This is a genomic window from Streptomyces sp. NPDC008092 (genome assembly GCF_042957285.1).
Classification (GTDB): domain Bacteria; phylum Actinomycetota; class Actinomycetes; order Streptomycetales; family Streptomycetaceae; genus Streptomyces.
The window spans coordinates 93,542-111,328 of sequence record NZ_JBIBHY010000014.1; the positions used below are offsets into that span (position 1 = coordinate 93,542).

16 protein-coding genes are annotated in these 17,787 nt (G+C 71.6%); 6 read left to right on the forward strand and 10 right to left on the reverse strand.

Translation table 11 applies throughout. The annotated features are described in order from the left end of the window. Positions 1-63 precede the first annotated feature (63 nt). The 5 genes from ACFZB3_RS37220 (at position 64) to ACFZB3_RS37240 (ending at position 5,555) form a co-directional block, all read left to right on the forward strand. Positions 64-954, forward strand: a complete 891-nt coding sequence (locus ACFZB3_RS37220) for a universal stress protein (protein WP_391384058.1) — start codon at positions 64-66, stop codon at positions 952-954. A gap of 102 nt (positions 955-1,056) precedes the next feature. After that, positions 1,057-1,647 carry a 2-oxoacid:acceptor oxidoreductase family protein gene (locus tag ACFZB3_RS37225; RefSeq protein WP_391384061.1) on the forward strand — a complete coding sequence of 197 codons (591 nt, stop codon included), beginning with the start codon at positions 1,057-1,059 and terminating at the stop codon, positions 1,645-1,647. Further along, positions 1,631-2,872: a pyruvate ferredoxin oxidoreductase gene (gene porA / locus ACFZB3_RS37230; RefSeq protein ID WP_391384065.1), complete on the forward strand. Its 1,242-nt coding sequence runs from the start codon at positions 1,631-1,633 to the stop codon at positions 2,870-2,872. Before ACFZB3_RS37225 ends, porA begins: the two co-directional genes overlap by 17 nt. After that, complete coding sequence (locus ACFZB3_RS37235; RefSeq protein ID WP_391384069.1) at positions 2,869-3,906, forward strand: thiamine pyrophosphate-dependent enzyme; 1,038 nt, start codon at positions 2,869-2,871, stop codon at positions 3,904-3,906. Before porA ends, ACFZB3_RS37235 begins: the two co-directional genes overlap by 4 nt. Further along, positions 3,903-5,555, forward strand: a complete 1,653-nt coding sequence (locus tag ACFZB3_RS37240; protein WP_391384072.1) for an NAD(P)-binding protein — start codon at positions 3,903-3,905, stop codon at positions 5,553-5,555. The genes ACFZB3_RS37235 and ACFZB3_RS37240 overlap by 4 nt, the downstream gene beginning before the upstream one ends. Before the next feature lie 53 nt (positions 5,556-5,608). On the opposite strand, the gene ACFZB3_RS37245 is transcribed toward ACFZB3_RS37240, so the two are convergent. From ACFZB3_RS37245 to ACFZB3_RS37280, 8 genes are all read right to left on the reverse strand, one after another. Next, positions 5,609-7,024 carry an NAD(P)(+) transhydrogenase (Re/Si-specific) subunit beta gene (locus tag ACFZB3_RS37245; RefSeq protein ID WP_391384074.1) on the reverse strand — a complete coding sequence of 472 codons (1,416 nt, stop codon included), beginning with the start codon at positions 7,022-7,024 and terminating at the stop codon, positions 5,609-5,611. A 5-nt stretch (positions 7,025-7,029) separates the two neighbouring features. Next, positions 7,030-7,362, reverse strand: a complete 333-nt coding sequence (locus ACFZB3_RS37250; RefSeq protein WP_391384077.1) for a proton-translocating transhydrogenase family protein — start codon at positions 7,360-7,362, stop codon at positions 7,030-7,032. Further along, on the reverse strand, positions 7,359-8,492 hold the full coding sequence (locus ACFZB3_RS37255; protein WP_391384081.1) for an NAD(P) transhydrogenase subunit alpha: 1,134 nt from the start codon (positions 8,490-8,492) through the stop codon (positions 7,359-7,361). The genes ACFZB3_RS37250 and ACFZB3_RS37255 overlap by 4 nt, the downstream gene beginning before the upstream one ends. 47 nt (positions 8,493-8,539) lie before the next feature. Next, positions 8,540-9,553 (reverse strand): alcohol dehydrogenase catalytic domain-containing protein, encoded by a 1,014-nt coding sequence (locus ACFZB3_RS37260; protein ID WP_391384084.1) that lies wholly within the window; start codon positions 9,551-9,553, stop codon positions 8,540-8,542. A gap of 10 nt (positions 9,554-9,563) precedes the next feature. Continuing rightward, entirely contained in the window at positions 9,564-9,932 is a 369-nt protein-coding gene (locus ACFZB3_RS37265; protein ID WP_391384087.1) for a DUF779 domain-containing protein, read from the reverse strand. A gap of 16 nt (positions 9,933-9,948) precedes the next feature. Continuing rightward, complete coding sequence (locus tag ACFZB3_RS37270) at positions 9,949-11,469, reverse strand: aldehyde dehydrogenase family protein (protein ID WP_391384091.1); 1,521 nt, start codon at positions 11,467-11,469, stop codon at positions 9,949-9,951. Positions 11,470-11,576: 107 nt separating this feature from the next. Continuing rightward, positions 11,577-12,860 carry a transcriptional regulator gene (locus ACFZB3_RS37275; RefSeq protein ID WP_391384094.1) on the reverse strand — a complete coding sequence of 428 codons (1,284 nt, stop codon included), beginning with the start codon at positions 12,858-12,860 and terminating at the stop codon, positions 11,577-11,579. A gap of 252 nt (positions 12,861-13,112) precedes the next feature. Beyond that, on the reverse strand, positions 13,113-14,840 hold the full coding sequence (locus ACFZB3_RS37280; protein ID WP_391384097.1) for a GAF domain-containing protein: 1,728 nt from the start codon (positions 14,838-14,840) through the stop codon (positions 13,113-13,115). Between the two features lie 472 nt (positions 14,841-15,312). Here ACFZB3_RS37280 and ACFZB3_RS37285 point away from each other — a divergent pair, with 472 nt between their 5' ends. Beyond that, positions 15,313-15,765, forward strand: coding sequence for a pyridoxamine 5'-phosphate oxidase family protein (locus ACFZB3_RS37285; RefSeq protein WP_366357712.1), 453 nt, complete (start codon positions 15,313-15,315; stop codon positions 15,763-15,765). 348 nt (positions 15,766-16,113) lie between these two features. On the opposite strand, the gene ACFZB3_RS37290 is transcribed toward ACFZB3_RS37285, so the two are convergent. Together ACFZB3_RS37290 and ACFZB3_RS37295 are read right to left on the reverse strand one after the other, a co-directional pair. Next, positions 16,114-16,731, reverse strand: coding sequence for a hypothetical protein (locus ACFZB3_RS37290; protein ID WP_391384100.1), 618 nt, complete (start codon positions 16,729-16,731; stop codon positions 16,114-16,116). Between the two features lie 163 nt (positions 16,732-16,894). After that, a complete protein-coding gene (locus ACFZB3_RS37295) occupies positions 16,895-17,749 on the reverse strand; it encodes a universal stress protein (RefSeq protein ID WP_391384103.1) in 855 nt (284 codons plus the stop codon). Positions 17,750-17,787 lie beyond the last annotated feature (38 nt).

A 17,787-nucleotide genomic window follows, 5' to 3' on the forward strand; every position in this document is an offset into this window, starting at 1 on the left:
CTGGGAGTGAAGGGCCCGTGTCCGTAGCACGGGGTGGGCGTGGATCAAGGGGAGGTGTTGACTGTGCTTCGCCCTGTTGTCGTAGGGCTGGACGGTTCACGTGAGAGTCTCGCCGCCGCCGACTGGGCGGCCCGCGAGGCGTTGCGGCGCGGATTGCCGCTGCGGCTGGTGCACGCGTACGAGGGGTTGGCCCCCGAGGCATCCGGCCTGCCGGAGCTGGAGGTACCCCGTTCCTGGGCGGCCGGCATTCTGCGCGGCGCGATGGACCGGGTCAACGAGCGGTATCCGCAGCTGCGCCTGAGCGCCGACCAGATCTCACGGTCGGCCACGGACGCGCTGGTCAAGGCCGGTGAAGAGGCCGAGCTGCTGGTGCTCGGAAGCCGTGCGCTCAGTCGCTTCGGCGGCTTCATGGCCGGTTCGGTGGCACTGGCGACGGTGGCCCGTGCGACACGGCCCGTGGTGCTGGTGCGCGCCGGCCAGTCCTCCGAGGACGACCGTCTCCCGGACGGCGAGGGCCGGCCGTCGGCGCGTGCGCCGTACCGCGAGGTGGTCGTGGGTGTGGACACCGGCCACCCGTGCGAGGAAGTCCTCGGGTTCGCCTTCGAGAGCGCGGCGCTGCGCAACGCTCCGCTGCGGGTGGTGCACACCTGGCAGCCGCCGGGGCTGCTCGGCACGGTGGACGCGGAGGCCGAGGTCATCGCCCGCAGGACCGCCGAGCAGGCCCTGGCCGCGGCGGCGGGGCCGTGGCGGGAGAAGTTCCCGACGGTCCCGGTGTGCGACGTCGTGCAGAGTGGGCGCCCCGTCCCGCAACTGCTGCGCTCGGCGAAGGACGCCGGATTGCTGGTCGTCGGCCGGGAGAACCGCCCGGGCGGACTCGGTGTCCACACCGGGCCGGTGGCGCACGCGGTGATGCATCACGTCCGCTGCCCCGTCGCGATCGTCCCGCACGCCTGACCCGCCGGGCCCGGTCGGCCTCCGGCGGGGACCTTCGGCCTCTGCGGAAGCAGGCCACCCGGGGGTTACGACTGGAGGACCAGCCCCCGGGAGGAGGGTGCCGTGTTCCAGGTACGCATTCACGGTCGTGGCGGCCAGGGCGCCGTCACGGCCGCCGAGCTGTTGTCGGTGGCGGCTTTTCTGGAGGACCGTCACGCGCAGGCGTTCCCGAGTTTCGGCTCGGAGCGCACCGGCGCGCCGGTCATGGCGTTCTGCCGCATCGACGGCCGCCCCATCCGGGTGCGCGAGCCCGTCATGCGGCCCGACGCTCTGGTGATCCAGGACGCCACGCTGCTGCACCAGGTCAACGTCTTCGACGGGCTGCGGCCCGACGGGGCGGTGCTGATCAACTCGCCGGGCCGGATCGAGGAACTGGGGCTCGCCGATCTCGCCGCGAGCGTGCCGCACGCGGTCGCTCTCACCGTGCCCGCCACCGTTCTCGCCGTACGCCACTTCGGCCGGCCGGTCCCCAACGCGGTCCTGTTGGGCGGACTCGCCGCCCTCACCGGATGCGTGCGGATCGACTCGCTCACCACGGCGATCGAGGAGCGCTTCCCCGGGAAGCTGGGCGCCGCCAACGCGGCCGCCGCCCGGGAGGCGTTCGCCCATGTCCGCGCCGAGCGTGAGGAGCACGTCCGTGCTGAAGCAGACTGAGGGGTCGCGGGCGGTCGCGGAGACGGTGGCGTACTGCCGTCCCGAGGTGATCGCCGCCTACCCCATCTCGCCGCAGACCCACATCGTGGAGGAGCTCAGCCGGCTGGTGAAGTCGGGTGTGCTGGAGCCCTGTGAGTACGTCAACGTGGAGTCGGAGTTCGCCGCGATGTCCCTGTGCATCGGGGCCTCGGCGGCCGGCGCCCGCGCCTACACGGCGACCGCGAGCCAGGGCCTGCTGTACATGGTGGAGGCGCTCTACAACGCCTCAGGCCTCGGCCTGCCGATCGTGATGACGGTGGCGAACCGGGCCATCGGAGCCCCCATCAACATCTGGAACGACCACAGCGACACCATGTCCCAGCGCGACTCGGGCTGGATCCAGCTGTACGCGCGCGACAACCAGGAGGCCGCCGACCTGCACCCGCAGGCGTTCCGGCTGGCCGAGGAGCTGTCGCTGCCGGTGATGGTGTGCATGGACGGCTTCGTGCTCACGCACGCCTGGGAGCGGATCGAGGTGCCGGAGCAGGCACAGGTGGACGCGTTCCTCCCGCCGTACGAGCCCCGTCAGGTCCTGGACCCCGACGAGCCGGTGTCGATCGGCGCGATGGTCGGACCCGACGCCTTCACCGAGGTGCGCTATCTGGCGCACGCCAAGCAGATGCAGGCCCTGGAGGCGATCCCCCGGGTCGCCGGGGAGTTCCGGCAGGTCTTCGGGCGTTCCTCGGGCGGGCTGGTGCATCCGTACGCCTGCGCGGACGCCGAGACGATCGTCGTGGTGCTGGGCTCGGTGTTCGGCACCGTGTGCGACGTCGTGGACGAGATGCGTGCGGACGGGGTGCGGATCGGGGCGCTGGCGATCACGTCGTTCCGGCCGTTCCCGCTGGACGCGGTGCGCGAGGTTCTCGGCGGTGCCCGTCGGGTGGTCGTGCTGGAGCGGGCGTTGGCGGTCGGCATCGGCGGGATCGTGTCGGCGAACGTACGGACCGCGCTGTCCGGCATCCGGCTCGACGGTCACACCGTGGTCGCCGGGCTGGGCGGACGGCCGATCACCAAGGAGTCCCTGCACCGGCTGTTCGACGACGCGGTGGGCGGCCAGCTGGGGCAGCTGACCTTCCTCGACCTCAACACCGGGCTTGTGGAGCGAGAGCTGGCGCGGATGGCTCAGACCAGGCGGTCGGGGCCGTCCGCGGAGAACATCCTGCGCGACGTGGGGAGCAACCGATGAGTGCCGCACCACAGGTCAAGTTCTATCAGGTGGGCAGTTACGCGGCCGGAAACCGGCTGCTGGGCCCTCAGGCGCAGTCCGGCCAGGCCGATCCGGGCCGTTCCAACGCACTCACCTGCGGCCACCGTGCATGCCAGGGCTGCGGCGAGGCGCTCGGCGCCCGGTACGTCCTGGACGCGGCCCAGCGGGCGGCCGGCGGCAAGGTCATCGCGGTCAACGCGACCGGATGCCTGGAGGTCTTCTCCACGCCGTATCCCGAGACGTCCTGGCAACTGCCGTGGCTGCACTCCCTGTTCGGCAACGCACCCGCCGTCGCCGCCGGAGTCGCCGCCGCGCTGCGCGCCAAGGGCCGCACCGACATCCGGGTGGTCGGGCAGGGCGGCGACGGCGGCACCGTCGACATCGGGCTCGGCTGCCTCTCCGGCATGTTCGAGCGGGGCGACGACGTCCTCTACATCTGCTACGACAACGAGGCCTACATGAACACCGGCGTGCAGCGCTCCGGGGCCACACCCCCGACCGCTCGCACGGCCACCACCCAGGCGGTCGGCGAAGACCCCGGCGCCCCCTTCGGCCAGGGCAAGAACCTTCCGCTGATCGCGATGGCGCACGAGATCCCGTACGTCGCCACGGCCACCGTCGCGGGCCTGCGGGACCTGGAGGCCAAGGTGCACCGGGCGATGGAGTTGCGCGGCGCCCGCTACCTGCACGTCCTCGTCCCCTGTCCGCTGGGCTGGGGCACGGCGTCCCACGACACGGTGCGCATCGCGCGGCTGGCCGAACAGACCGGGCTCTTCCCGGTGTTCGAGGCCAGGGACGGCGTGGTCACGGACGTCACACGGATCCGGCGGCGCCTGCCGGTCGAGGAGTACCTGCGCCCGCAGAAGCGGTACGCGCACCTCTTCGAACCGGAGCTGCGCACCGACGTCATCGCCCGCCTCCAGCGGGCCGCCGACCGCAACATCGCCCGGTTCGGGCTGTATTCGGGTCCCCCCTGCCGGAGGCCGGGGGAGCATGAGGAGGCCTCGTCGTGAAGGAGAAACCGTTCGCGATCACCCTGGACGTGGGCTCCAGCCTGGCCAACCGGACCGGCGCCTGGCGCACCGAACGTCCCGAGTACGTCGACCGGATGCCGCCGTGCAACCAGGCGTGCCCGGCCGGTGAGAACATCCAGCAGTGGCTGTTCCACGCGGAGAGCGGCGACTACGAGTCCGCGTGGCGGCAGTTGATGCGGGACAACCCGCTGCCCGCCGTGATGGGCCGGGTCTGCTACCACCCCTGTGAGACCGCCTGCAACCGCGTCCAGGTCGACAACGCCGTCGGGATCAACTCGATCGAACGGTTCCTGGGCGACGAGGCGATCAAACGGGGTTGGACCATCGAGGCACCTTCGGTGTCGAGCGGCATGGGGGTCCCCCCGGCCGGAGGCTGGGGGAGTGTACTGGTCGTGGGCTCGGGCCCGGCAGGACTGTCGGCGGCCTGCCACCTCCGTCTGCTCGGCCACGAGGTGACGATCCGCGAGGCACAGGAGAAGCCCGGCGGGATGATGCGCTACGGCATCCCCCGCTACCGGCTGCCGCGCGAGGTCCTGGACGCGGAGATCGCCCGTATCGAGGCGCTGGGCGTCACGCTGGAACCGGGGACGAAGGTCGACGACGTCCTCGCCGCACAACGGGAGGACGGCTTCGACGCCGTGTTCCTGGCCGTGGGAGCGGGCATCGGCAAGCGCGCCTACATCCCGGCCGGGGACAGCGCGCGCATCCTCGACGCGGTGTCGCTGCTGGGCAGCATGGAGGGCGAGGGCCCGCCGCTGCTGGGTCGCAGGGTCGCCGTCTACGGCGGCGGCAACACGGCGATGGACGCAGCCCGCACCGCGCGGCGACTCGGCGCCACGGAGGCCGTGGTGGTCTACCGGCGCACTCGGGACCGTATGCCCGCGCACGACATCGAGGTGGAGGAGGCGCTGGAGGAGGGCGTGCGGATGAAGTGGCTCTCCACCATCAAGCACGCCGACGAGGGCCGTCTCACCATCGAGCGGATGAAGCTGGACGAGAGCGGATTCCCGCAGCCCACCGGCGAGTTCGAGGAGCTGCAGGCGGACAGCGTGGTGCTGGCGCTGGGTCAGGACTCCGACCTGTCCCTGCTGCGGGACGTTCCGGAACTGGCCGTGGACCACGGCATGGTGCAGGTGGCCGAGGGCCTGATGACGGGCCGTCAGGGTATCTTCGCCGGCGGCGACATGGTGCCGGCGGAGCGCACGGTGACCGTGGCCGTGGGGCACGGCAAGAAGGCGGCGCGGCACATCGACGCGTATCTGCGCGGCACGGCGAACGAGCCGGGCGGGAAGCACGCCCCCGCCACCTTCGACCGGCTCAACACCTGGTACTACTCCGACGCCCCCGCCACCGTCCGGCCGCGGCTCGAACTGGCCCGCCGGGTCTCGACGTTCGACGAGGTCGTGGAGGGACTGGACGAGTCCACCGCCCTCTTCGAAGCCCGGCGCTGCATGTCCTGCGGGAACTGCTTCGAGTGCGACAACTGCTACAGCGTCTGTCCCGACAACGCGATCACGAAGCTGGGGCCGGGCAGGGGGTTCGCGATCGACCTCGACTACTGCAAGGGCTGCGGGCTGTGTGCGGCCGAGTGCCCGAGCGGGGCGATCGAGATGGTGCCGGAGGAGTGAGCGGACGTAGGCCGTCGCCCCCGTCCGGGACGGGGGCGACGGCTTGTGCGGGGTCAGCCGACGAACTCGCTGACCGCCGCCTTCAGTTCGCTCAGTCCCTTCTTCGCGTCGGTGAAGAACATCCCGGTCTTCGGGTCGGTGTAGAGCTCGTTGTCGATGCCCGCGTAGCCGTGGCCCATGGAGCGCTTGATGACCACGACGCTCTTGGCCTTGTCGACGTCGAGGATCGGCATGCCGGAGATCGCGTTGCCGGGACGGCGGGCGATCGGGTTGGTGACGTCGTTGGCGCCGATGACCAGGGCCACGTCCGCCTGCGGGAACTGCGGATTGACCTCGTCCATCTCCTTGAGCTGGGTGTACGGCACGTTGGCTTCCGCAAGCAGTACGTTCATGTGCCCGGGCATCCGGCCGGCGACCGGGTGGACGGCGTAGCTGACGTCGACGCCGTGGTCGGTGAGCAGCTTGGCGAGGTCGCCGAGTTCGTGCTGGGCCTGGGCGGCGGCGAGTCCGTAGCCCGGGACGAAGACGACCTTGCTCGCGTACGCCAGCTGGATCGCCACGTCGTCCGCGGAGACCGACCGCACCTGGGCCGGGGCCCCTCCCCCGGTGGCCGCCGGGGCGCTGTCGCCGGTGCCGAAGCCGCCGATCACGATGTTGGCGATGGAGCGGTTCATAGCGTCGGCCATCAGCTTGGTGAGGATGCCGCCCGACGCGCTGACCAGCATGCCCGCGATGATCAGGGCGGTCTCGTCCAGCACGAACCCGGCCATCGCGACCGCGGATCCGGTGAAGGCGTTCAGCAGGGCGATGACGACCGGCATGTCGGCGCCGCCGATGGGCAGCACCATCGTCACACCGAAGAGGAGCGCGACGGTCACAAGCCCGTAGAGAGCCACCAGGGAGTCAGGCGCCAGCACCAGCCAGACCGTACCGGCGACGAAGGAAGCCGGCAGCACCGCGTTGAGCAGGCGCGCGCCCGGGAACGCCACCGGCGCGCCGGAGACGACGCCCTGGAGCTTGCCGGCCGCGATCAGCGATCCGGAGAAGGTGACCGCGCCGATGACGATGTCCAGGGCGCCGGGCAGGGACACCCGGGCGCCGAGGCCCGCCGGGTCGTCGGCCTGGAGCAGGTCGTTGACGGCGATCAGGGCGGCCGCCCCGCCGCCGACCGCGTTGAAGAGGCTGACCAGTTGGGGCATGGCGGTCATCTTGACCTCGCGCGCGGCGTACAGGCCTAGCGCGGCGCCGACCAGGCCGCCGGAGGCGAGCACGAGCCAGCCGGTGGTGGTGATCGTGCCTTGGTCGGCCACCAGCCACACCGCGGCGACGATCGCGACGGCCATCGCCCCTGCGGAGAGGGTGTTGCCGCGGCGGGCCGTGCGCGGGTGGTTCATCAGGTGCAGGCCGAGCACGAAGCAGGCGGCCGTGGCGAGGAAGACGTAGTGGACGACGTTGGCGACGGTGTCCATGGCAGTCACACCTCCGCCTTCTCGTCGGTGCGAGGCGAGGCATCGTCGGTGCGGGGCCTGGCCTTGAACATCTCCAGCATCCGGTCGGTGACCACGTAGCCGCCGACGACGTTCATCGCGCCGAACACCATGGCCGCGAAGGCGAGGACGTAGCCGAGCCAGGTGTGCGACTCCGCCGCGATCAGCATGGCGCCGATGACGACGATGCCGTGCACGGAGTTGGAGCCGGACATCAGGGGGGTGTGCAGGGTCGCGGGGACCTTGCTGATCACCTCGATACCGACCAGGATACTCAGCACGAACACGGTGATCGCGGTGAGGAGATCTAGGTTGTTCATGAGGACGCGCCTCCCTTCTGGGGCACTTCGCCCGTGAGCGCGGCCGTGATCTCGTCGGCCGGATCGAGAACGAGTTCGCCGTCCCGCACCAGGTGGCGCAGGAGCGCGACGAGGTTGCGGGCGTAGGCCGTGGACGCGGCGGTGGCCATCGCGGACGGGAGGCGTCCGGCACCGATGACGGTGACGCCGTTGTCGAGGACGGTTGTCTTGTCGGGCTCGGAGCCCTCGACGTTGCCGCCGAGTTCACCGGCGGCGAGGTCGACGACGACCGAGCCGGTCCTCATCGCCGCGAGCGCGCCGGCGGTGACCAGCAGCGGCGGTGTGCGGCCCGGCACCTGTGCGGTGGTGATGACGACGTCGGTGCGGGCGATGTGGGCGTCCAGGGCGGCCCGCTGGGCCTGCTGCTCCTCCTCGGTCAACTCCCGTGCGTAGCCGCCCCGTGCGGCGCCCGGTTCCCCTGGTGGCGGGCTCTGGATGTCCAGGAACCGGGCGCCCAGTGACTCCACCTCCCCTCTCGACTCGGGGCGTACGTCGTACGCCGTGACGACGGCGCCGAGGCGGCGGGCGGTGGCGATCGCCTGCAGCCCGGCCACTCCGGCACCGAGGACCAGGACCTGCGCCGGGCGCATGGTGCCCGCCGCGGTGGTCAGCATCGGGAGGAACCGGTCGTACGAGTCGGCCGCGAGCACGGCCGCCTTGTAGCCGGCGACATTGGCCTGGGACGTCAGCGCGTCCATGGACTGGGCGCGGCTGAGGGTGCGCGGCAGCAGGTCCAGGCTCACCGTCCGCACCCCGCGCTGGGCCAGTCGCTCGACCAGGGCGGGGTTGCGCAGGGGTTCGAGCAGGCCGATCAGGAGTTGTCGGGCGCGCAGCGACTCGGCGGTCTCAACGTCGGGCGGGCCCACGCACAGGACCGCATCGGCGTGTGCGTACAGCTCGTCCGGGGGTACGACGGTGGCGCCCGCCTCGGTGTAGTCGGCGTCGGCGAACCAGGCGCCGGAGCCGGCCCCGGTCTCGACCAGGACGTCGATGCCGGCGCGGACCAGCAGGGTGACGGTCTCCGGGACGAGGGCGACACGGCGTTCGCCGGGCGCCCGCTCCCGTACGGCACCTACGGTGACGTTTGGCATGATCTGCTGCCTCTCTGCGCGGCCGGGGGTCTCCCGGGCCCCGAACCTCAGAACTCGAAGACGAGCCGGGCCTCCGCCCGTCCGCCGAGCACCTCGTCGAAGGAGTCGTTGACCTGGTCCAGGCGGCGCGTCTCGGCGATGACCTGGGTGCGTCCGGCGGCATGCAGGGCGAACACCTCGGACAGGTCCTGGCGGGTGCCGACGATGGAACCGATCACGGAGATGCCGCTGAGGACGGTCTCGAAGATCGGCACCTTGATCGCCGCGTTGTCGGCCGGCAGGGCGACCATGACGAGCCGTCCGCCGCGGTTGAGCGACCTGAAGGCCTGTTCGAACGCCTTGGGTGCGGCGGCGAGCACGACGGCGACGTCCGCGCCGCCGGCCTTCCTGATCTCCTCGACCGGGTCGTGGGTGCGGGCGTTGACGATCTGGTCGGCGCCGAGCCGGTGGGCCAGGCCCAGCTTGTCGGGTTCGAGGTCGACGGCGGTGACCAGGCCGCCGACCAGACGCGCGTACTGCAGGGCCAGGTGGCCGAGCCCGCCGACGCCGAAGACCGCGACCCGCTCGGCCGGGACCACGCGGGCGACCTTGATCGCCTTGTACGTGGTGACGCCGGCACAGGTCAGGGGCGCCGCGTCGAGGGACGACACACCGTCGGGCACCTGAACGATCGCGCTCGCGTCCGCGACGGCGTACTCGGCGTAGCAACCGTCCACGGAGTAGCCGGAGTTGACCTGGGACTCGCACAGGGTCTCCCAGCCGGAGACGCAGTAGCGGCAGGTGCCGCAGGACGAGCCAAGCCAGGGGACGGCGACCCGCTTGCCGAGAAGGTCCTTGGAGACGCCGGCGCCGACGACCGCCACCGGGCCGATGCCCTCGTGGCCGGGGATGAACGGCGGCCGCGGCTTGACGGGCCAGTCGCCGTGTGCGGCGTGGATGTCGGTGTGGCAGAGGCCGGAGGCCTCCATCTTCACGAGCACCTGGCCGGGGCCGGGCTCGGGCACGGGCAGGTCCTGGATCTCCAGGGGCTTGCCGAAGTCGGTGACGACCGCAGCCTTCATGATCTGCTCCTCAACTCGGGTGGTACCGGGCCGCCTTGACCCGGGTCACGAAATGCAGTCCGTCCCCGGCCGCGAGGGAGAAACCGCCGGGGGTGCCCGGTTCGACGTCCAGGACGTAGAAGGGGCGACCAAGGGCCTCGTACAGGTCGGCGTCCATGTGGACGGTGCAGCCGTCCACCACGCCGATGAGCATGTCGCCGGCTCCCAGGGCGAACTCCCCGTCCGGGAAGCACATCGGGTCGCTGCCGTCGCAGCAGCCGCCCGACTGGACGAACATCACCGGCCCGCCGTGGGCGGCGCACAGGGCCGCGATGGCCTTGCGCGCCGCACGGGTGGCGGTGACGCGCCCGACGGTGCCGTTCTCCAGCTTGGCGGGCATGTCTGCGCACTCCTTCTCAGAACAGCCCGAGCGGCTTGCTGCCGTAGCTGACCAGGAGGTTCTTGGTCTGGCTGTAGTGGTCGAGCATCATCTTGTGCGTCTCGCGGCCGATCCCGGAGACCTTGTAGCCACCGAACGCGGCACCCGCGGGGTACTGGTGGTAGCAGTTCGTCCAGACCCGGCCGGCCTTGATGGCCCGGCCCATGCGGTAGGCGAGGGCGCCGTCGCGGGTCCACACGCCGGCGCCGAGGCCGTACAGCGTGTCGTTGGCGATCTCCAGGGCCTCGGCCTCGTCCTTGAAGGTGGTGACGGCGAGGACCGGTCCGAAGATCTCCTCCTGGAAGACCCGCATCCTGTTGTGGCCCTTGAGGACGGTGGGCTCGAAGAAGTAGCCGTCCGCGAACTCCTCGCCGAGGGTGGGCCGGTGGCCGCCGACCAGCAGTTCGGCGCCCTCCTTGAGGCCGATCTCGACGTACGACGCGATCTTCTCGACCTGCTGTTTCGACACCTGGGGGCCGATCATGGTCGCGGTGTCGAGCGGGTCGCCCTGCCTGATGGCGCGGATGCGCTCCAGGCAGCGGCCCATGAACTCCTCGTAGATGTCCTCCTGGACGAGGGCGCGCGAGGGGCAGGTGCACACCTCGCCCTTGTTGAACGCGTACAGGACGAGTCCCTCGACCGCCTTGTCGAGGAAGTCGTCGTCCTTGGCGGCGACGTCGTTGAAGAAGATGTTCGGCGACTTGCCGCCCAGCTCCAGGGTGACCGGGATGATGTTCTGGGCCGCGTACTGCATGATCAGGCGGCCGGTGGTGGTCTCGCCAGTGAAGGCGACCTTGGCGATGCGCTTGTTGGCGGCGAGCGCCTTGCCGATCTCGGCGCCGGGTCCGTTGACGACGTTGAGGACACCGGGCGGCAGGATGTCGCCGACGACCTCCATCAGCTTCAGGATCGACCACGGGGTCGGCGAGGCGGGCTTGAGAACGCTGGCGTTGCCGGCGGCAAGCGCCGGGGCGAGCTTCCACGCGGCCATCAGCAGCGGGAAGTTGAACGGGATGATCTGCCCGACCACGCCCAGCGGCTCGTGGAAGTGGTAGGCGATCAGGTCCTTGTCGATCTCGGTGATCTCGCTCTCCTCGGCGCGGATCGCGGCCGCGAAGTAGCGGAAGTGATCGGCGGCCAGGGGGATGTCGGCGGCCAGGGTCTCGCGGACCGGCTTGCCGTTGTCCCAGCTCTCGGCGACCGCGAGTTCCTCGCGGTGGGCGTCGATGGCGTCGGCCATCTTGTTGAGGACCGCGGCCCGCTGGGCCGTGGAGGCCTCGCCCCACTTGGGCTGCGCGGCGTGGGCGGCGTCGAGGGCGTGTTCGATGTCCTCGGCCCCTGACCTCGGGACCTCGCAGATGGCCTTGGCGGTCGCGGGGCACAGGTTGGGCGAGTACTGCCCTGTGGTGGGCGCCTGCCACTTGCCTGCGATGAAGTTCTCGTAGCGCGGTGCCACGTCGACCGGGCTGCCCGGCCTGCCCGGAGACTCGTACTTCATGACCGTCCCCTTCCGGTGGTTGGCGATCCGGCCGATGGCGACCGGATCTGGGGTGATGGGCGATCGGATCTGGTGCGATCGCGGGGATCGCTCTGATGTTCAACACGCTAGGAGCGGCAACGCTGCAACACCGCTGCATGCCGTCCGGCCTGCGGTACGACGGCCCTTGGGAGCCCCAGAGCGCGGGCGCGGGCCGCGGCCGCGGCGCGCTGCGGAGAGCCGCCCGGCAGGGTGTCGGCGAGGGTCGCCCAGGCCTGGGCGTCGTCGGCCGCCCAGTCGGCGTCGACCCAGCGGCGCAGCAGCCGGTGGTCGCCGCTGCCGAGGACGGCGCCCCGCACCTGCTGTTCCAGACAGCGCCGGTGCTCGACGACCACGGGGGCGTCGGAACGCGGCAGCAGCGGACCGGTGTAGCGGGCGAGCGCCTCGCCGATCCGGCCCTCGGCGAGCAGGTCGGTCACCTCGCCGTAGTCGGTGCGGACGGGGCGCAGCAGGGCGTAGGGCCGCGAGCCGAGGAGTTGGGGGCCGAGCAGAGCGCGCAGCCTGGTCAGTTCGGCCCGCAGGGTCGAGGCGGGCACCTCCCGCTCCGAGAGGTCCACGGCGAGCCGGTCACCGGTCACGCCGTGGCCGGCCAGAGCGAGCGCCAGCACGATCTCGCTGTGCCGTGGGCTGAGTCGGTGCGTGCGCCCGTCGTACTCCAGCAGCACGCCGTCCCGGCCCAGTGCCCGCAGCCGGACGGCTTCACCGGCCTGGGACGCGGGTGCGCGGGCGATCTCCGCCTGCGCGGCCAGCGCCGCGGCGCGTACCGCCGCCAGAGCCGGCGGTGTGGCGATGGTCGGGCCGCCGGACAGGTCGACCACACCGAGGAGCCGGCCGGTCCTGGGATCGCACACGGGGGCTGCGGCGCAGGACCAGCCGTGCACGGCGGCGCTGTAGTGCTCGCCCGTGACGATCTGAACGGCCCGGCCCAACGCCAGTGCGGTACCAGGTGCGTTGGTCCCGGCCTGCCGCTCGGACCAGCCGGCGCCCTCGGCGAAGTGCATGCGCTCGGCACGCGCGATGGCCGCGGTGTCCCCCTCGACCCACAGCAGGGTGCCGTCGGCGTCCCCTATGGCGAAGACGTGCCCGTCGTCGGTGGCACCCGCGCCCAGCACGTCACGGAGCATCGGCAGAGCCACGGCGAGCGGATGGGCGTGCCGGTAGGCACGCAGGTCCCGTGCGGGTGTGGTCAGCGACGGCAGTACGCTGCCGTCGGCGGGTACGCCACACCGGGCGCTGCGGCGCCATGACTCGGCCACCAGATCCCGCACCCCCGACGGCATGCCCGGGGAGGTCGTGAACCGCTCGTGTGCGGCGCGCAGTGCGAAGTCCGAGGCTGCGGTGGAAGCATCCATACGACCGGCACCTCCCGCATGTCTTACTCCCGGTCCGTGCGCATCAGCCTCGTGCGTCCGCCGGGCGGCCTGGAGAGGCCGAACGGCCCCGGGCCAGGGCCGGTCGGACCGCCCCTGGCCGGGAGTGAACTCTCCTGGGTGTCCCCACTTACCAGGGTGGTCCCGCGAATCGAGCACGGCGATGGGCCACGCGGTCACAACGAACCGCCGTACGGCCTTACTTCGCCGTCGGCGTGATAGTGGAAGGTTCGGCTACCGCTCGCCCACGGGCACCTGCCACACCAGCGAAGTGCCGCCGCCCTCAGGGCGGTTCACCTCCAGCGAGCCGCCCAGCTGCTCGGCCCGCTCGGCCATGTTGCGCAGCCCGCTGCGCCGGCCCCCGGCCGGGATGCCCACGCCGTCGTCGGTCACCGTCAGCCGTACCTCACGGCCGTTCGCCTCCAGGGCCACATCGGCCCGCTGGGCCCGCGCGTGCCGGGCGATGTTGGTCAGGGCCTCGGACAGCACGGCGATCACGTGATCGGCGATCTCCCGCGGCACCTCCGTGTCGACCAGGCCCTCCATGCGCACGCTGGGCGGGAAGCCGAGGACCTGGGCGGCCTCGCCGATCGCCCGTACGACACGCGCCCTCAGTCCCGTCCCGGCTCCGCCGTCACGTGCCCGAAGCCCGAAGATGGTCGACCTGATGATCTTGATCGTCTCGTCCAGGTCCTCCACCGCCCGCATGACGCGCTCGGCGGCCTCCTCGTGCTCGATGAACCGGCCGGCGCTCTGCAGCGTCATACCGGTGGCGAACAACCGCTGGATGGCCAGGTCGTGCAGGTCCCGGGCGATGCGGTCGCGGTCCTGGAGCACCGCGATCTCCTCGGCGTCCCTGCGTCGGTCCGCCAGCTCCATCGCCACGGCGGCCTGAGCGGCGAAGACCTGCAGGGTCTCGGTCTCCGTGCCCGTGAACGGCTGCCGCCCGGTTTCCCGCGACAGCAGGACCACGCCTCGCGGACCCGCCTCGCCCGTGCCGATGGGCACCGCCACGGCAGGGCCCAGTCCCCCGAAGCGCGGAGGCTCCAGGGAGATGCGCTCATCGTGGCCGACATCCTCGCTGGTGACCGGAGCCGCAGCGGAGAATGCCAGGCCCATCAAGGTCCGGTCCAGGGACAGAACCAGCCCCTCGTGCGCCTCGGCGTCGAGGCCGACGGCGATCTCCACGGCCAGTGACCCGGCACCCTCCACGGGCAGGGCGACCACGGCGAGGGCCGACCCCGTGATCTCACCGGCCCGCTCCGCGATCAGGGCGAGGACCTCGGTGCGGTCGCCACCGGACATCAGCCTGTGGGTGATCTCGGCGTTCGCCTGCAGCCAGCGTTCCCGCAGCCGCGATTCCTCGTACAGGCGTGCGTTGTCGATCGCGACGCCGGCCGCCACCGCCAGGGTGGACAGGACCGACTCGTCCTCCTCGTCGAACTGCAACCCGCCGCGCTTCTCGGTCAGGTAGAGGTTGCCGAAAACCTGGTCGCGTACCCGGATGGGCACGCCGAGGAAGGTGTTCATCGGCGGATGGTGGGCGGGGAAGCCGTGCGAGGCGGGGTGCTGGGAGATCTTCGTCAGCCGCAGCGGCTCGGGGTGGCGGATGAGCTCCCCGAGGATGCCGTGGCCTTCGGGGAACGGGCCGATCGCGGCGATCTGGTCCTCGCCGACCCCGATCGTGTGAAAGGCGGACAGCCGCTTGCCGTCCGGTCCGATCACGCCCAGGGCCGCGTACTCGGCGTCGACCAGCACGGCCGCCGCCTCCACGATGCTGTGCAGCGCCTGCTCCAGGTCGAGCTCCCGGCCGACCGACAGCACCGCCTCCAGCAGGCTGTGCACCCGGTCCCGCGTGCTACGGGCCGCGTCGAGCCGCGCCTGCAACTCCTCCAGCAGCTCGTCCAGCCTGAGCTGGGGCAGCCGCACTCGAGCCCCTCCGGGCTCCTCGGAGCGTGCCACCGGTGACCCTCCCGATTGTGTGCAGGCCGGGCCGACAGTCGGCTGTCCGGTCACCTGACACCGTAACGTTCCAGGCCCGGTGAGAAAACAGAATCCGCCGCGCTGCGACATCCTCATGGGTCGCCGGACACCTTCGCGCACGGTCCTGACCGTGGAGCTGGGAAGTACCGGCGGTGAACGCCCCACGCCGTCGCCCGCCGCCCACGAGTCGGGGCCCACCGAACCCGACCGGCTGCGGGCCTGCCCGGAGCGGCTCGCGCCACAGGCCGCCGGCGCCTCTCCCGCCGTGGCGAAAAGCGCTGTCGCAGACATATCGGCCGTAGCGATGTGAAGGGCCCACCAGGCCCGGGAGTGGCCCGAACGGCCCTAGTACCGAAGGCTGTCTCCCCGTTCGAATGATGTGATCCATCAGAATCGGCCCGCGGACGAAACCACCGTGGCCGAGTGACCAGAACACCTACGGATACCGCCTATGGCCCTGGACCAAGCGCAACCGGTCTCCCCGGGACCCCGCCAGAGCGTGACGCTCGACGCCACGGAGGCCTTCAGGCTGCTGGGCAGCGTCTCGATCGGGCGGGTCGTCTTCACCCAGCACGCCCTGCCGACCGTGCGACCGGTCAACCATGTCCTCGACGGTGGGGACGTCGTCATCCGCACCCACGAGGGCGCGGCCCTGACCTCCCGCAGCCGGCAGGCGGACGCGCCGGGCGTGGTCGTCGCCTACGAGGCCGACTCCATCGACCCCGTCACCCATCTGGGCTGGAGCGTCGTGATCACCGGGTACGCCCGGCTGGTCACCGACGCCCGGGAGCTGGCCCGCTACCGCGAGCTGCTGCACCCCTGGGTGGGCGGTGCGATGGATTACGCGGTCCGCATCCACCCGGATCTGATCACCGGCATCCGCCTGGCCCCGGCCGCCACCTGAGTCGGGCGGTGGCAGATGTACGGCCGGACGTGGCGGCTCGGCCTGGCGTGAGCGTTCAGGCGTGCGGGACGACGGCCGCCGGGGCAACCGTGTGCTGGACCACCTCGGGCGTCTCCGGGCCGATCGGCGAAACCGACGGTCGCGGTGCGGCGGTTCCAGCAGGGCCCGCAGGTCCCTTTGCGGTGCCGAAGAACCGTTGTGGCGCCAGGTGACGACATGTGACAGCACCCGAAAGGGCGCCGCCGCTGGGGATGATGTTCCCCTCAGCGGCGGCGCCCCTGGCGCGATGCGCTCCGGGCTGTCAGAGCAGCCACCGGTTTGGGAGCCGCTCACGGTTGCGGCCGACGGTCACAGCAGCCAGCGGTTACGGTTGACGAAGGGCAGCCGTGCCCAGACCTTGCCCAGGCCCCAGGTGGCGCCGGCGCCGGCCGCCGCGAGGGCGATCAGCACGACGGCGTAGATGAGGTGGTAGTCGGCGAACGGGTTGGTGGACATGCTCAGCGACCCGTCCGACAGGTGCTTGGCCGGGGGCCACTCCGCCATCCACATCAGGGCCATCATCGCCGTGCCCGCCACCGCGGTGAGCCGCAGCGCGACGCCCGAGACGAGTGCCAGGCCGATGCCCAGCAGGCCGAGCATGAACAGCCAGTCCGCCCAGCCGGCCCCGGCCCAGTCGTGGAACGTGGACTCCAGGGGCCCGGCCGCGACCGAGCTCAGGAAGCCCTTGGTGGGCGAACCGCCGTCGATCCAGCCCTTGCCGGACGGTGTGGCGTAGCCGAAGCCGAAGGTCTTGTCGAGGAACGCCCACAGGAAGACGAACCCGGTCAGCAGGCGCAGCCCGGCGAGCACGTGCGCACCGGTCACGGTCGCCGTCGCGGTGTCCGCGGCCTGCGGAGCTGCTTCCGCCCGGTTCCGGGACGGGAGACGGAATCCCAGGTGACGTTGCGGGTGGTTGTGCACTGCCATGATCTTCATCCCCTCCGAGGAGTGTCACGCGGGGGCTGTCACAGCCCTTGTCGCGTTTCCAATGTCCCGCCTGCGCCCCGCCCGCCGGAGGGGCTGCAAGGGCCCCGTCGACGGCCCGAACGTCCCGTGTCTCAGGGCCACTTGGCGACCGCGAACGTCCGGGTCACCGGCCCGTGGGCACCAGCACGACCGGGCAGTGCGAGCGGTGCAGCAGGGTGTGCGCGACGGGGCCGAGGTGCGGCCCGGGGTGTCCGGTCCGACGGTGGGCGCCGATGACCACGACCGCCGCCTCACGGGTCGCCTCCAGCAGGGCGTGGGAAGGTCCGCTGTGCACGGTACGGGCGTCGACGCTCACGCCGGGGTACCGCTCCTGCAGACGGGAGAGGCTGAAGCGAGGCACGGCCGCCTCCGCCCGGTCCCGCTGGGCAAGACGCTGCCGGCCGGGGCTCGACGCGGAGACCAGCCAGTGCAGTTCGGGCGTGATGTACCGCTGGTCGGGTGCGTGCAGGGCCCACAGCCACACGCCACGACGCTCCGCCTCCTCGAAGGCGTACACCGCTGCCCGGGCGTCGGCGTCGCCCCGCAGACCGAGCAGCACCGCCGGCCGCTCCCCGGGGGGCACGTCGCCGGTGTCGCACGGGTGGTCCTCCCGTACGACCATCAGCGGACCGTGCACATGCGCGGCCAGCCGCAGGCTCACCGAGCCGAACAGGGCGCCGGTGACCCCGCCGAACCCCCGCGTGCCGACGACGGTGAGGGCGGCGCACCTGCTCTCGTCGGTCAGCACCTTTACGGCGCTTCCCTGTACGGCCTTGGTCATCACTCGCAGGGCGGGGTGGCGAACGGCGACGCGAGCGGCGGCCGACGCCAGGATGGGCCCGGCCTCGTCGTCGTCGGGCACCGCGTAGACGACGCGCAGTTCGGTGTGACGGCGTACGGCTTCGTCGGCGGCCCGGTCCAGGGCCCGTACGGCGACCAGTGAACCGTCCACACCCACGGTCACGTGATGGAGAGTCATGTCCCTTTTCCCTTCTGTGCCTTGCTGCTCGCTTGCAG

Excerpts from the sequence above, each read along its gene's own strand:
- ACFZB3_RS37235 (WP_391384069.1), top strand. The coding sequence starts at position 2,869 with ATGAGTGCCGCACCACAGGTCAAGTTCTATCAGGTGGGCAGTTACGCG.
- ACFZB3_RS37245 (WP_391384074.1), bottom strand. The coding sequence starts at position 7,024 with ATGGACACCGTCGCCAACGTCGTCCACTACGTCTTCCTCGCCACGGCC.
- ACFZB3_RS37250 (WP_391384077.1), bottom strand. The coding sequence starts at position 7,362 with ATGAACAACCTAGATCTCCTCACCGCGATCACCGTGTTCGTGCTGAGT.
- ACFZB3_RS37255 (WP_391384081.1), bottom strand. The coding sequence starts at position 8,492 with ATGCCAAACGTCACCGTAGGTGCCGTACGGGAGCGGGCGCCCGGCGAA.
- ACFZB3_RS37260 (WP_391384084.1), bottom strand. The coding sequence starts at position 9,553 with ATGAAGGCTGCGGTCGTCACCGACTTCGGCAAGCCCCTGGAGATCCAG.
- ACFZB3_RS37265 (WP_391384087.1), bottom strand. The coding sequence starts at position 9,932 with ATGCCCGCCAAGCTGGAGAACGGCACCGTCGGGCGCGTCACCGCCACC.
- ACFZB3_RS37270 (WP_391384091.1), bottom strand. The coding sequence starts at position 11,469 with ATGAAGTACGAGTCTCCGGGCAGGCCGGGCAGCCCGGTCGACGTGGCA.
- ACFZB3_RS37275 (WP_391384094.1), bottom strand. The coding sequence starts at position 12,860 with ATGGATGCTTCCACCGCAGCCTCGGACTTCGCACTGCGCGCCGCACAC.
- ACFZB3_RS37285 (WP_366357712.1), top strand. The coding sequence starts at position 15,313 with ATGGCCCTGGACCAAGCGCAACCGGTCTCCCCGGGACCCCGCCAGAGC.
- ACFZB3_RS37290 (WP_391384100.1), bottom strand. The coding sequence starts at position 16,731 with ATGGCAGTGCACAACCACCCGCAACGTCACCTGGGATTCCGTCTCCCG.
- ACFZB3_RS37295 (WP_391384103.1), bottom strand. The coding sequence starts at position 17,749 with ATGACTCTCCATCACGTGACCGTGGGTGTGGACGGTTCACTGGTCGCC.